Origin of the sequence: Paenarthrobacter sp. NPDC089714, assembly GCF_044748905.1 — a bacterium.
Taxonomy (GTDB): Bacteria; Actinomycetota; Actinomycetes; order Actinomycetales; family Micrococcaceae; genus Arthrobacter.
The window spans coordinates 80,265-94,211 of sequence record NZ_JBIVGX010000011.1; the positions used below are offsets into that span (position 1 = coordinate 80,265).

Genomic DNA, 13,947 nt, shown 5'->3' on the forward strand with positions numbered 1-13,947 from the left:
GCGTGAACGCAATGAACTTAAAGATCACTGCGAACACAAGAGTGATCCCCGTCACGGACGGTCCTAGCATCGACGGCAGGGCAGGAACCCGACGACGGACCCTGCACAGGAATTCGACGAAGAATTTTCACACTGAGATGAGGAACACCATGCGCCAGATCCGCGCATTGCGCATTGCCGCCGTAGCAGCCGGCATCGCCCTGATGGCCACCGGTTGTGGCGCCACCAGCAAGAACTCCACCGGCACGGAAAGCTCCGGGGCCGCCAAGCCCATCAGTGGGCTCCAGATCATGGTCCCCAACACCCCTGGTGGCGGCTACGACACCACGGCCCGCGCGGCGGCGAAGGTCCTGGATGACGAAAAGATCACCAGCAACACCGAAGTCTTCAACCTGGCCGGAGCCGGTGGCACGGTGGGCCTGGCCCGCGTGGTCAACGAGAAGGGCAACGGCGATCTGGCCATGCTCATGGGCCTGGGCGTGGTGGGTGCCAGCTACACCAACAAGTCCGAGTCGAAACTGACCCAGACCACCCCGCTGGCCCGCCTGATCGAGGAACCCGGCGCGATCATGGTCAGCAAGGACTCCCCCTACAAGACCATCGATGACCTGGTGAAGGCATGGAAGGCCAATCCGGGATCCATCGCCGTGGGTGGCGGTTCCTCGCCGGGCGGCCCGGACCACCTCCTGCCGATGCAGCTGGCGGGGGCCGTTGGCATCGACGCCACCAAAGTGAACTTCGTTTCCTACGACGGCGGCGGTGACCTGCTGCCAGCGATCCTCGGCAACAAGCTCGGCTTCGCGGCCTCCGGCGCCGGTGAATACCTGGAGCAGATCAAGTCGGGCGAGGTCCGCGTCCTGGCCACCAGCGGTGAGAAGCGGCTGGACGGTGTGGATGCCCCGACCCTCAAGGAATCCAACATCGACCTGGTGTTTACCAACTGGCGCGGCATCGTGGCCCCTCCGGGCATCAGCGACGAGGACAAGAAGTCCCTGATCGCGGCCCTGGAGAAGATGCATGAATCCGCAGGTTGGAAGGAAGCCCTGAAGACCCACAGTTGGACCGATGCATTCATCACCGGTGACGAATTCCAGACCTTCCTGACCGACCAGGACAAGCGCGTTGCCGATGTCCTCACCAAGCTTGGCTTGGCGTGAGCACTGCAGTAAAAGCCCTCAAAGGCCGCGCCGAGCTGGGGGTCTCCCTCCTGCTCGGCGCGGCCGGGGTCCTGGTCTTCCTGGATGCCAATGGCCTGGTCACCCCGTACTCGAAGTCGGACCCGGTTGGACCCAAGACTGTGCCGTTCATCGTGGCCGGACTCCTGGTGGTTTGTGCCGTGCTGTTGGCCATCAACGTCCTCCGTGGCGGAAAGGGTGAAGCCGAGGGCGGCGAAGACGTGGACCTCGCCCACCCCGCCGACTGGAAGACCGTCCTCCCCCTCGCCGGAGCGTTCATCCTCAATATCCTGCTGATCGACTGGGCCGGCTGGGTCATCTCCGGAACTGTCCTTTTCTGGGGCAGCGTCCTGGCCCTGGGCAGCCGAAAGTATGTCCGGGACGGCCTGATCGCACTGGCCCTGTCCTTGCTGACCTTCTATGGCTTCTACCTCGGTCTTGGCATCGCACTGCCCGCCGGGCTTCTGGAAGGAATCCTCTGATGGACGTCCTGTCCTCCCTGATGGACGGTTTTGCCACCGCCCTGACCCCCATGAACCTGCTCTACGCCATGATCGGCGTGCTCCTGGGCACGGCCGTTGGTGTCCTGCCCGGCCTTGGCCCGGCCATGACCGTGGCCTTGCTGCTCCCTGTCACGTACGCCTTGGAACCCACCAGCGCCTTCATCATGTTCGCTGGCATCTACTACGGCGGCATGTACGGCGGCTCCACTACCTCGATCCTCCTGAACACCCCCGGAGAATCGTCCTCGGTGGTCACGGCCATCGAAGGCAACAAAATGGCCAAGGCCGGGCGGGCAGCCCAGGCATTGGCCACCGCGGCCATCGGATCGTTCGTTGCCGGAACCATCGGCACCGCGTTGTTGGCCGTCTTTGCGCCGATTGTGGTGAAGTTCGCCGTCAGCCTCGGGGCGCCAAGCTACTTCGCCATCATGATCCTCGCCCTGCTGGCGGTCACGGCTGTCCTGGGCTCCTCGCGGCTCCGCGGCTTCGCCTCCCTGGCACTTGGCCTGGCGATCGGCCTGGTGGGCATGGATTCCGTGACAGGCCAGCGCCGCCTGACGTTCGGCCAGCCGCTGCTTGCCGACGGCCTGGACATTGTTGTTGTTGCGGTGGCCATCTTCGCCGTGGGTGAAGCCCTCTGGGTTGCTGCCCACCTTCGCCGCAGCCCGCTCCACATTATCCCCGTGGGCCGCCCGTGGATGGGCCGGAAGGACTGGGCCCGTTCCTGGAAGCCGTGGCTTCGCGGCACCGCCTTTGGTTTCCCCTTCGGAGCCCTGCCTGCCGGTGGTGCGGAGATTCCCACGTTCCTCTCCTACGTCACGGAAAAGCGGCTGAGCAAGCACAAGGAAGAGTTCGGCAAGGGGGCCATCGAAGGCGTGGCCGGGCCGGAAGCTGCCAACAACGCAGCAGCGGCCGGCACCCTGACCCCCATGCTCGCGCTGGGCCTGCCCACCAACGCAACAGCCGCCGTCATGCTGGCTGCCTTCACTACCTACGGCATCCAGCCGGGACCACAGCTCTTCTCCAGCCAGGGACCACTGGTCTGGGCCCTCATTGCCAGCCTGTTCATCGGCAACCTGTTGCTGTTGCTGATCAACCTTCCGCTGGCTCCCCTTTGGGCGAAGCTCCTGCAACTCCCCCGGCCCTACCTCTACGCGGGCATCCTGTTCTTCGCCACCCTTGGCGCATACTCGGTGAACCTGCAGGCCTTCGACCTGGTGATCCTGCTGGTCCTCGGTGCACTCGGCTTCATGATGCGCCGCTTCGGGCTCCCCGTCCTGCCGCTGATCCTGGGCGTCATCCTCGGCCCGCGCATTGAAGGCCAGCTCCGGAAGACCCTGCAGCTGAGCGCCGGCGACCCTGCCGGACTCTTCAGCGAGCCGATCGCGATCGTGGTCTACATCATCGTGGCGATCGTGCTGGTGTGGCCCTTTGCCTACAAGCTCATCAAACCCAAGCGGCCAGCCAAGGACCCGCTGCTCCCCGCCAACTCCGGCGCTGCCGACTACAGCGACTAACCACCAGAAACAGGAGAACCCATGACCATCGTGGTGGGATACGTCCCCACACCCGAGGGCGAAGCCGCCCTGACGCAGGCCATCGCCGAAGCCAAGAACCGCAAGGACACGCTGCTCGTCATCAATTCCTCCAAGGGCGATGCACTGGTGGACAACCGCTACGCCCAGGAGCCGGACATCCAGACCGTGGAGGACCGCCTGGCGCAGGAAGGCATCCAGCACACCATCAAACAACCGGTCCGTGGCCACGATGCCGCGGCTGAGGTCCTGGACGCTGCCGACGAACACGACGCGGAACTCATTGTGATCGGCCTCCGCCGGCGCAGCCCCGTGGGCAAGCTCATCATGGGCAGCGTCTCGCAGCGGATCCTCCTTGAGGCCGACTGCCCGGTGTTGGCGGTGAAGGCGGACTAGGAGTCCATCCAGAAAATGCCCCTAAGATGCGTTCTTAGGGGCATTTTCCGTACACACTTTCCCAGGGGGACCGCATGACCGAAACCATCCGCACGGCCCGCACGGACGACGCCGGCAAACTCGCCGAACTGGCCGCCGTCACCTTTCCGCTGGCCTGCCCTCCCGGAGCATCGCCGGCAGACATCCAGGCCCACCTTGAGCGCACGCTCAGCGAGGCCAACTTCACGGAGTACCTCGCCGATGCGAACATCACCATCCTGGTGCTCGACGACGGTGGGCAGCTGAACGGGTACACCATGCTGATCGCCAAACCGGCAAGCGACCCGGACGTCGCTTCGGTCCTCTCGGCTTTGCCCGCCACTGAGCTCAGCAAGTGCTACGTGCACCCCGACCATCACGGCCAGGGTGCAGCGTCCCGCCTGATCAGGGCCTCCTTGGCCGATGCCGCGGACAAGGGCGCGGCCGGTGTGTGGCTGGGCGTCAACAGCGAGAACGCCAAGGCCATCCGCTTCTACGAGAAGTCCGGTTTCCAGCGGGTGGGCACCAAGTCCTTCAAGCTCGGCGACTCCGTGGAGCACGACTTCGTGATGGAGCACCGGCTCTAGTCAGGCGGAGGGAGCCGCCTGAAAGGCCCTCGAACGGAACTCTTCGATCACCCGCGAGTACAACGCCACGTGCTCCTCAGCCATCCGGGTGGCACTGAAGTACTCGTCCACCGCTCGACGGCAGGCTGCTCTTGACAGGGAACCCGCAGCCTCCACGTAGTCGGCCAACTCTCCCACGCCGGCGAGATAACCGGTTTCACCGTGCCTCACGATCTCGGGAGCTGCACCCATCCTGGTGGCCAACACAGGGGTACCCGTGGCGAGTGCCTCGATCATCACCAGGCCGAACGGCTCGGGCCACTGGAGGGGGTTGATCAGGGCTACGGCTCCACCCATGAGTTCATACTTTTCCGGGTCGGAGAGCTCGCCGAGGAACTCTTCGTCCGGGCCAAGGAAAGGCCGTACCACTTCCTGGTAGAACCGGACTTCGTCCTTGGCATGCATCTTGGCGGCGATCCGGAGCGGGACACCTGCCTCCCGTGCAATGCGCACCGCTTCCATGAGGCCTTTGTCCGGGCACATGCGTCCAACGAAGCAGGCGTAGCCACCGCTTCCGTCGCCCACCGACACTGTAGAGAGGTCCAGTCCGTGGTGGATGACGGAGACAACGTCGAGGTCGGGAACCATGGACCGTTGGTCGTGGGAGATCGCGATGATGGCAGTGTCCCCGGCCATCGCGCGGTAAAGCCCGGCCGATTGCCCCGTGAGCTGGCCGTGGATGGTGGTCACCACGGGGGTGTCGGCCGGGCGGTGCGCATAGAGGGGACCCGCCAAGGTGTGGTCGTGGATGATGTCCATGCCCTGCATCCCTTGGTAGGCCTGCACCACGTGGCTTAGCTCGCTCAGCGTGCACCCAAGTTCCTCCGGGGCACTGGGGCCGAAGCCATTCAGCTGGGGCACAGGACACGTGCTGTCCGAAGCCGCCGCAAGGAGGACCTCATGCCCGGCATCCACGAGGGCCCGTGCCAAGGCATCAACAACCCGTTCGGTGCCGCCGTATCTCTCAGGCGGAACGGTGAACCAGGGTCCAACAATGAGTCCGATGCGCATGCTGGGGCCTCCGCGCAAAAACCCCCAAACCAGGAGCTGACTGCACAACCCTCAATAAGGCTATAAGCCCCGTGAGGAATCTAACAGGGCTTTTCCGGAATGCTCCCCCGTTCCTTCCGGTTGACGAAACCATGAAGATTGAGATCTGGTCCGACGTCGCCTGCCCCTGGTGCTACATCGGCAAGCGCCGCTTTGAAACTGCCCTGGCACAGTTCCCGCACCGTGAAGCAGTGGACGTTGAATGGAAGAGCTACCAGCTGGACCCTTCCGTGCCTGAGCACTACGACGGCACGGAACTGGATTACCTGAGCAAGCGCAAGGGCATGGCCCCGGAGCAGGTCAAGCAGATGTTCGCCCACGTCACGGAGACCGCCAAGGGCGAAGGCCTCGACTACCACTTCGACAAGGTGGTGGTCGCCAACAGCTTTACGGCGCACCGCCTCATCCACCTCGCCGCCACCCATGGCCGCCAGGATGCTGCCAAGGAGCGCCTGCTCAGCGACCACTTTGAGCACGGCAAGGACATTGGCAACCAAGACTATCTCAGCGAACTCGGCGCTTCCCTGGGCCTTCCGGAAAGCGACGTCGCGGAGCTCTTCACCACGGACAAGTTCACCGAAGAGGTCAACCAGGACATCAACGAGGCCCGCGCCATCGGTGTTACGGGCGTCCCGTTCTTCGTCATTGACCGCAAGTACGGCATCTCGGGCGCCCAGCCGGCCGAGCTCTTCAGCCAGGCCCTCAACCAGGCCTGGCAGGAAGCCAATCCGCTCATCCCGGTGGGCGCCACGGACGCCGAGGCCTGCGGCCCCGACGGCTGCAGCATCTAGCCAGCCACCCGCCGTCGTACCTCAACCCAAGTAGGTCGCAGTTAAGCGCGTTTTGAGCCGTCAAAACGCGCTTAACTGCGACCCAGTTGGGTGCCACGCGGCTGGGTGCGGCGCTAGGCTTTCGCCACCTCAAGCTCGACGACGGCCCAGGACAACGCGGGCAGCGTCAGGCGCAGTTCCGAGCCGCTGGCCTTGACGTTCTCCAGCGGCACCAATCCGACCCGGTCCGGCTGGGACTGGCTGTTGATGGTGAAGCGGTCGCCGCCGTCGGGCATTTCCAGGACCTCGGCGCGCAGCACTTGGCGGGCGTCGAAACCGCGCAGGGCGACCTCGACGTCGGCCGCTTCTTCCAGCCCACGGTTGGCAAAGAACAAGGCCACCCTTCCGGTTTCCTCGTTCCAGGTGGCGCTGACGTCCACCAGGTCCGTGTCACCGAATCGGTTGTTCGAGTACTTGTCCGAGTCCACGGACAAGCGCAGGATCTGTCCCTTGGCCAGTTCGGCCATGCGCGCGAACGGATGGAAGATGGTCTGCCTCCATGCCGGACCGTTTTCCTCCGACAGGATCGGCGCGATCACGTTGACCAGCTGCGCCTGGTTGGCAATGTGCACGCGGTCGCCATGGCGCAGCAGTGAGTTGAGCAGCGTGCCCACCACCACGGCGTCCGTCACGTTGTACTTGTCCTCAATGACGCGGGGATGCTCGCGCCACGGTCCCCTGACGATGTTGCTCAGCTGGTCCTCGGTATCGCGGCCACGCTGGTACCAGACGTTCCACTCGTCGAAGGACAGGTTGATGTGCTTCTTGTGCTTGCCCTTCGCCCGCACCGCATCCGCGGTGGCTATGACCGACTCGATGAAGTAATCGGTGTCGACGGCGGAAGCCAGGAAACTGCCCACGTCGCCTTCTTCTTCGAAGTAGTAGGCGTGGAGGGAAACGTAGTCCACCTCGTCATAGGTGTGCGTGAGGACCGTCTGCTCCCAGTCACCGAACGTGGGCATCCTGGAATTCGAGCTGCCGCACGCCACGAGTTCAATGGACGGATCCACGTACCGCATGGCCTTGGCGGCTTCCTGGGCCAGGCGGCCGTATTCATCGGCGGTCTTGTGGCCGATCTGCCATGGCCCGTCCATCTCGTTCCCGAGGCACCAGAGTTTGATGTCGAACGGATCCTTGTGGCCGTTCTTCGCACGGAGGTCGGACCAGTAGCTGCCTCCGGGGTGGTTTGAGTACTCCACGATGGCACGGGCTTCCTCGACGCCCTTGGTGCCAAGGTTGATGGCCTCCATGATCTCCGTGCCGGCCTGCCTGGACCAGTCCACGAACTCGTGCAGGCCGAACGCGTTGGTTTCCACTGTGTGCCACGCGCCGTCGAGCCGGCGGGGCCGGTTCTCCCGCGGGCCAATCCCGTCTTCCCAGTTGTAGCCGGACACGAAGTTGCCGCCGGGATACCGGATGACGGTAGCCCCAAGCTCCTTGACGAGCTTGAGGACGTCCTGCCGGAAGCCGTGCTCGTCGGCTTCGGGGTGCCCGGGTTCGTAGATGCCGGTGTAGACACAGCGGCCCATGTGCTCCACGAAGGAGCCAAAGAGGCGGCGGGGTACTTCTCCCACCGTGAAATCGCGGTCGAGGGTAATGCGGGCGCGGGACATGGTTCTCCTTAAGTCTGGGTGATTGCTGGAAAAGGTGCCGGATCAGGTTCCGGCGAGTCCCGTCGTCGCCACGCCTTTGATGATCTGGCGCTGGAAGAACAGGAAGACGAGGATCAGCGGCAGCGCCGCGAGCAGGGCGGATGCCATGTTCTGCGCATACTGGATGCCGTAGGCGCTCTTGATGGTCTGCAGTCCCACGGGCAGGGTCAGCAATGAATCGTCGTTGGTGGCGATGAACGGCCACAGGAAGTTGTTCCACGCGCCGATGAACACGAAGATCGCGACGGCGGCCAGGATGGGCCGGGACAAGGGCAGGATGATCTGCGTGAAGATCCGCAGGCGGCTGGCACCGTCCATCACCGCGGCTTCCTCGAGTTCACGGGGAATCTGGTCGAAGAATTTCTTGAGCACGAACACCATGGCAGGGTGGATGACCTGCGGCAGGATGATGGCCCACGAGGTGTCGATCATGTTCAGTGCGAGCATTTGGTAGAACAGCGGGATGATCAGCACCGGTGGCGGGACAATGATCGAGGCAATGATCACGGTCATGAGGACCTTCTTGCCCTTGAAGTCGATCCTGGACAGGGCATACGCCACCAGTGCCGAGATCACCAGCGTGATTGCCGTGATGGCCACCGACGTGTAGAGCGAGTTCCAGGTCCAGAGCGGGATGTTGCCGTCCTGGAACACCTTGACGAACGCGTCCACCGTAAAGCCCGACGGCGGCACCCAGGTCACCTTTGGAGCGGCGGCGTCCGTCTCGGTCTTGAAGGCGGTGGCGGTGGCCCAGGCGAACGGAATCAGCCACAAGACGGCGATCAAGGCCGCGACGACGATCGCCGCGATCTTGCCGATGGTCGGCTTCTTGCGGGGTTGGCGGAGCTGCTGCGCGGCCGCTTGCGGTGCCGCGGGCCGGGTAAGGGTTGTGGTTGCCATGGTTATGCGCTCCTGCGGCGGGTGATGACGAACTGCATGACGGAGACCAACACGATCAGTCCGAAGAAGATGTAGGAGATGGCTGCGGAGTAGCCCAGCCGGTAACCGGTGAACCCGGATTCGAAGATGTACTGCACCACGGGACGGGTTGATCCGCCGGGACCACCGGCCGTCATTTGGTACACCTGGTCGAAGATCTTCAATGAGGCCAGGATTTGCAGGAGCACGATCATCACCGTGGTTGGCGTGAGTTGCGGCAGAGTGATGGAGAAGAACTGCCGCCAGGCCCCCGCGCCGTCCAGCGATGCCGCCTCATAGTGCTGGGCAGGAATGTTCTGCATGGCTGCCAAGTATAGGAGGAAGTTGAAGCCCACGGTCCACCAGAGCGTGGCGATGACTATGGCCCACATGGCCACGTTGGGATCGTTGAGCCAGGCCACTTTGGGCAGGCCGATCTTGGCCAGGAAGTCATTGATCAGGCCCAACTGCGGGTTGTACATCCAGGTGAAGAACAAGCTCACCACCGTGGAGGCCAACAGGTACGGCGCAAAGTAAGAGAGCCGCCAGAGCCACTGTGCCGGCAGCCCGATGTTGAGCAGGGCCGCCATCACCAAGGCCACCAGGACCAAGGGAACGGTGCTGATCACGGTGAAGTAGACGGTATTGCCCAGGGACCGCCACATGTCTGCGTCGGCCAGGGCTTCGGCGTAGTTGGCGAAACCGATGAGGCTGTCATTGGCCCCGGTGAGGGATTTGCCGGTGAAGCTCATGTACAGCCCGTAGATGAGCGGCCACACAAGGAACACCAGGAAGAACACCAGGAACGGGGTGGCAAAACCCCAGCCGCTGAGGTTGTCGCGGGAGCGTCGCAGGGACGAGGCAGCACCTGCGGCAGGAATGGTGGGGGTCCCGGGGTTTCGCCGGGACAAGGTAGGGGAACTCATCTAAGGACTCCTTTGTCGCTCGGGGCTTGGCCCGTTACACCGGGTTGGGTCGGGAAAGAAGGGTGTTGGTGCGGTGTTCGAAGGCATCCCATCCAGCGGAGGCCTTGTCCCTGCCGAGGAGCACGTTCTGGACGTTCTCCGCGAAATACGTCTGCCAATCCGAGCCCGAGCCGCTGAACCAGGCCTCGGGATCGTAGGCGATGATGTCCGCCGCGTTGGCGTAGTGGATCTGGGGCGTCAGCTCGCGGTAGGCCTGGGATTGGACCACTGGCTGGTATGCGGGAATGTGGCCTGCCTCGGCCCAGGACAGCGAGCCTTTCAGGACGTCGCTGACGAACTTGTAGACGTCCCGCCGTTTCTCCTCATTGACCCTGAGTTGCCGGGGAAGGACGAAGGAGTGCGAATCCGCGTACGACGCAGGTGTGCCGTAGAGCGTGGGGATGGTGGCGGCATCCACGGGGATGCCGGCCTTCTTCATGGTGGGCAGTTCCCACACACCGCTGAACAGCATTCCGGAACCGCCCCGGGCAAACTCGGCGATGCCCGTGCTGATGTCACCGCTCTTGGCCGCGATGGTGTCGTCGAACAGCGATGCCATGAACTCCAAGGACTCGATCGCCGCGTCCCTGTCCACCTTCATGGGCTGGCCCGGGGTCAGTTCCATGTCCGCTCCGTGCTGCTTGTAGAGCGTGTAGAAGAGGCGCCACATCTGGGAACCACTGCCGAGGTAGCCGAAGGACAGGCCATGGGCTCCGGTGACTTTCTGCATCTCCACCGCCATGGCCTTGAAGTCCTGCGGCGACGTGACGTCCTGGAGTTGGCCGTCGCTTGCCATGACCCCGGCTTTGTCCGCCACGTCCCTGTTGTAGAACATGATGAACGGGTGAGAGTCCAGGGCTATGGAGAAGACCTTGCCGCCCTGCTGGCTCTTCTCCCAGATCCGCGGCGCGAAGTGCTCGCCCGTGATGCCGTTCTCGCCCAGGAGATCCAGGTCCCACGGATCGATCAAGCCGCCGGGAGCGTAGCCGGGCACCCTGCTGGCGTGCATGATGGCGACCTCTGGCGGACGTCCTCCCGCCGAAGCCATGGCGAGCTTGGTGTAGTACGGCGGTCCCCAGGCAAGGACTGTGGGGTGCACCGTGAATCCGGGATTGGCTTGGTTGGCACTGTTGATCATGGCCTGCATCTTGATCCCGTCACCGCCGGACAGGAGGTGCCAGAAGTCGATGTCCTGCGCTGTCGTTGCCTGGGCCGCGCCGCCGCAACCGGTGAGGCTGCCGGCAAGGGCGAGGCCTCCCAAGGCCGCCGATCCGGCGATGAGTTGCCTCCGGGATAACTGTCTCCCGGTCAAAGATTCGAACTGCTTCACCCGTCACTCCTTTGGATGGGTCCGCTGAAAGGGCACTGCTTCATTGCAAAAGTCCGGTTCCGGAGCGTCCCGATCCGGGTGAATGGTGGCCCGTTGAGTGACGCAGGTCTCACATTACATCGATGTAATGGACAGGGCAAGAGAAAATTGTTAGCGCAAACAATTTGTTTCCCCTGACAGGTCAACCCACACCTGAACCGTGGCGGCCGAGTGGTCAACCGCCCGTGCTGGCCCGCTCCACGATCGAATAAGGCACCTGGACCACCCGCTGCTCCTGATGCCTGCTGGCCATCCGCTCCGTCAACAGCCGGATGGCCTCGGAGGCGATGGTGCGCTTGTCGAAAGACACCGTCGTCAACGGCGGGACGGCAAAGCGACCGTCCGCAACGTCGTCGAATCCGGCAACGGCGATGTCGTCCGGCACACGGATTCCGAGCTTCCACAGGGCGTTGAGCGCGCCCAGCGCCATGGAGTCCGTAAAGCAGAAGAGGGCTTCCGGCACGGGATGGGACTCCAGGTACTCCGTGAGCGCCCGCGCAGCCGACTCGGAAGTCCACTTTTCGCAGCGGATCAGGAGCTCGTCATCAGCGTCGATGCCGAGTGATTCCAACGCCGCTTCATAACCGGCCGCCCGGTGGATCGCAGTAGCCGAATGCCGTCCGCGGTTGATGCCCAAGGCCGCAATCCGCCGTCGTCCATTCTTCGCCAGCGCCAAAGTCATGTCCCGGGCCGCGGCAAAGCTGTCCACATACACGCGGTCGGCCAAGTGCTGGGTTACCTCACCCAAAAGGACCACGGGAGGAAGGGATATCCCAACCTTCACAGCACTTTCCTGCAACACCACTGGGTTCAGAATGAGCCCGTCAATCAGGTTTGCCCTGGCGCGCGTCATGAGTTCCTGCTCGCGATGCGGGTCCGAACCGGTTTCTTCGATCTGGACACTCCAACCCTGCTCATGCGCGACTTCCACCAGATGGTGCGCCATCTCGGCAGAGAAGGGAGTAGCCAGGTCCGGCAAGGCCAGCCCGATGACCCCGGACCGGCCGTTACGGAGACCCCGCGCGGACAAGTTGGGAACGTAGTCCAGCTCCTGCATGGCCTGCTCCACCCGGAGCCGCGTCGATTCGCTCACCGGCACGATCCCGTTCATGACGTTTGAGACGGTTTTCGGCGATACCCCCGCGCGGCGCGCCACGTCCTTGACCGTTGCCCGCAACAGTCCCCCTTGTGAATTTTGTCCGGTTGGATCGATGCTACGCGAGTTTGCGCCCCACCCCGCTGCGGCGGCAGGGTGTCCGCGTCCACCAGGCAACTCCGCAGCGTTCGGGATCCGGGGAGGCTCACGGCCGCTTGGAAAGAATGGCCGACACTTCACTGGTGGCTTGGCAGTGTGCGGCGAGTTCCGGCGAGAGCATTTGTGTGGCGCTGACGATACGACGTCGTTCGATCTCGGAGCCCTTGAGGATATTTTCGTGATGGGCGATGCGGTTGCGGAATTCTCTGATCGCTGTAAGCGTCTGGCTTAGCCTGCTGCGGTCGGTCCCGGGTGGAAAGGCTCTATGAAGATACGGCACCCAGAGGGTCTTCTCGTGTCCGTCAGCGAACAGAAAGGTCCAGAACCCGAACATAAGTTCAGCGATCGTCTTACCTGGCAACGGTGCGGGAGAGGGCACTGCAATGCCAGGCGACGCCGTCCCAGCTTCCCTCGCGCGTTCGACCTTGTCCCGCGGGTTTTTGTTGACATCGATGCGCCTCCCCTTGGCCCTGTCGAATCGCGATGCTGCCGGGAACAAACGCATCAACGTCGCGGGGTCAGTCCAGTGCGTGTCACCACCCGTGGTGGCTGCCTGCAGTTGGCGGTCGCAGGCGTTTCGCAGCCCAACCTCCAGGTGGCTGATATCACGGAGAAAGGCGGCGCTTAGGCGGGCGTTCCACTCATAGAGTTCCAAGGCCCGAACGCGCGAACCGCCGGCAGCTTGAAGGTAGGTTGCAAAACGGCCCGCGCTGAGCCAGTCCTCGATCCACGCATCGCTTGTGGTTGTCACCGACATTTCCTAACCGGTAGAGTGGAGCACGCAAGCCCTCGCTGACCGCTGTTTCATGTTACTTGTGGCCACGAATTGGAAGCTCCGGTTATTCCGCTCCGGCGGACCCGGAGTTTTTCTTTTAAGCAGTGGCGAGCCCTGCGCATCCGTGATGGTGCCAAAGAAGGAACGCATGATTCGAAGCTGCCCAACTTGCTGACAGATCCCTGTAAAGTGTCTATATGCCAAGGATCACGGCCGCCACGAATGCTGCCCAACGCGCCGAGACCCAACGACGGATACTGACCGCCTTCGGAGAGCTGCTCTTCACCCATGGGCTCCCCGGGCTCACCATGACGGACGTGGCCCGCCACGCAGGGGTGGGCCGCACGGCCGTCTACAACTACTACGCGGACATGGAGCAACTGCTGATCGCGTACGCCCTGGACGAGACCGAGCGCTTCATCGTGGACCTTCGCGAGTCGCTCGCGGCCTTGGAGAACCCCGTAGACCGCCTGGCGCTCTACGTCCGCGCGCAAGTGGAGGACCTGAGCCGCCGTCACCTCCCACCAGGTCCGGCAATGGCCGCAGTCCTCTCCCCCGGCTCCTTCTCCAAACTCGCGGACCATGTGGGCGAGTTGAACATCCTGCTTGAGGACATCCTCAATGACGGAGTCCAGCAGGGCTACTTGCCGGACATCGATGTTGCCCAATTGGCGCGGCTCATCCATGGCACGCTCTCCGCCAGCGCCGCACGCCGCAACCGGACGCCCGACGGCGACAGTCAGGTCCCGGCCCCGCTCGCCGACGTCGAAACCGCCACGGCGCAGACGGTGCGGTTCATCCAATTGGGTGCGGGCGCGCGTTTCGACGACGCCGGACGGCCAGTGCGCAACGGCGCGGCTGACACGCTGGCCAGTTAGCT

14 protein-coding genes are annotated in these 13,947 nt (G+C 63.5%); 7 read left to right on the forward strand and 7 right to left on the reverse strand.

The window, feature by feature from the left end; all coding sequences use genetic code 11:
• The first annotated feature begins 149 nt into the window (after window positions 1-149).
• The 5 genes from ACIPY3_RS17425 (at window position 150) to ACIPY3_RS17445 (ending at window position 4,214) form a co-directional block, all read left to right on the forward strand.
• Window positions 150-1,157: a Bug family tripartite tricarboxylate transporter substrate binding protein gene (locus ACIPY3_RS17425; protein WP_397323695.1), complete on the forward strand. Its 1,008-nt coding sequence runs from the start codon at window positions 150-152 to the stop codon at window positions 1,155-1,157.
• Window positions 1,154-1,657, forward strand: a complete 504-nt coding sequence (locus ACIPY3_RS17430) for a tripartite tricarboxylate transporter TctB family protein (protein ID WP_397323694.1) — start codon at window positions 1,154-1,156, stop codon at window positions 1,655-1,657. The genes ACIPY3_RS17425 and ACIPY3_RS17430 overlap by 4 nt, the downstream gene beginning before the upstream one ends.
• Window positions 1,657-3,195, forward strand: coding sequence for a tripartite tricarboxylate transporter permease (locus tag ACIPY3_RS17435; protein WP_400336187.1), 1,539 nt, complete (start codon window positions 1,657-1,659; stop codon window positions 3,193-3,195). The genes ACIPY3_RS17430 and ACIPY3_RS17435 overlap by 1 nt, the downstream gene beginning before the upstream one ends.
• Window positions 3,196-3,216: 21 nt before the next feature.
• Entirely contained in the window at window positions 3,217-3,609 is a 393-nt protein-coding gene (locus ACIPY3_RS17440; protein ID WP_397323692.1) for a universal stress protein, read from the forward strand.
• A gap of 74 nt (window positions 3,610-3,683) precedes the next feature.
• A complete protein-coding gene (locus ACIPY3_RS17445; RefSeq protein ID WP_400336190.1) occupies window positions 3,684-4,214 on the forward strand; it encodes a GNAT family N-acetyltransferase in 531 nt (176 codons plus the stop codon).
• Here ACIPY3_RS17445 and ACIPY3_RS17450 read toward each other — a convergent pair whose 3' ends face one another.
• Window positions 4,215-5,264 (reverse strand): glycosyltransferase family 4 protein, encoded by a 1,050-nt coding sequence (locus ACIPY3_RS17450; RefSeq protein WP_400336192.1) that lies wholly within the window; start codon window positions 5,262-5,264, stop codon window positions 4,215-4,217.
• A gap of 131 nt (window positions 5,265-5,395) precedes the next feature.
• Here ACIPY3_RS17450 and ACIPY3_RS17455 point away from each other — a divergent pair, with 131 nt between their 5' ends.
• The gene (locus tag ACIPY3_RS17455) at window positions 5,396-6,094 is read left to right on the forward strand and encodes a DsbA family oxidoreductase (RefSeq protein WP_400336293.1); all 699 of its coding nucleotides are present in this window, start codon (window positions 5,396-5,398) and stop codon (window positions 6,092-6,094) included.
• A 113-nt stretch (window positions 6,095-6,207) separates the two neighbouring features.
• On the opposite strand, the gene ACIPY3_RS17460 is transcribed toward ACIPY3_RS17455, so the two are convergent.
• The 6 genes from ACIPY3_RS17460 to ACIPY3_RS17485 form a co-directional block, all read right to left on the reverse strand.
• Window positions 6,208-7,746 (reverse strand): alpha-N-arabinofuranosidase, encoded by a 1,539-nt coding sequence (locus tag ACIPY3_RS17460; RefSeq protein ID WP_400336193.1) that lies wholly within the window; start codon window positions 7,744-7,746, stop codon window positions 6,208-6,210.
• A gap of 42 nt (window positions 7,747-7,788) precedes the next feature.
• Window positions 7,789-8,685: a carbohydrate ABC transporter permease gene (locus tag ACIPY3_RS17465; RefSeq protein WP_400336194.1), complete on the reverse strand. Its 897-nt coding sequence runs from the start codon at window positions 8,683-8,685 to the stop codon at window positions 7,789-7,791.
• A gap of 2 nt (window positions 8,686-8,687) precedes the next feature.
• On the reverse strand, window positions 8,688-9,629 hold the full coding sequence (locus tag ACIPY3_RS17470; protein ID WP_400336196.1) for a carbohydrate ABC transporter permease: 942 nt from the start codon (window positions 9,627-9,629) through the stop codon (window positions 8,688-8,690).
• A gap of 34 nt (window positions 9,630-9,663) precedes the next feature.
• Window positions 9,664-10,998, reverse strand: a complete 1,335-nt coding sequence (locus ACIPY3_RS17475) for an extracellular solute-binding protein (protein ID WP_400336198.1) — start codon at window positions 10,996-10,998, stop codon at window positions 9,664-9,666.
• A gap of 214 nt (window positions 10,999-11,212) precedes the next feature.
• A complete protein-coding gene (locus tag ACIPY3_RS17480) occupies window positions 11,213-12,214 on the reverse strand; it encodes a LacI family DNA-binding transcriptional regulator (RefSeq protein ID WP_400336200.1) in 1,002 nt (333 codons plus the stop codon).
• Between the two features lie 124 nt (window positions 12,215-12,338).
• Window positions 12,339-13,043: a hypothetical protein gene (locus ACIPY3_RS17485; protein WP_400336202.1), complete on the reverse strand. Its 705-nt coding sequence runs from the start codon at window positions 13,041-13,043 to the stop codon at window positions 12,339-12,341.
• 221 nt (window positions 13,044-13,264) lie between these two features.
• Here ACIPY3_RS17485 and ACIPY3_RS17490 point away from each other — a divergent pair, with 221 nt between their 5' ends.
• Window positions 13,265-13,945 (forward strand): TetR/AcrR family transcriptional regulator, encoded by a 681-nt coding sequence (locus ACIPY3_RS17490; RefSeq protein WP_400336203.1) that lies wholly within the window; start codon window positions 13,265-13,267, stop codon window positions 13,943-13,945.
• Window positions 13,946-13,947: the final 2 nt, after the last annotated feature.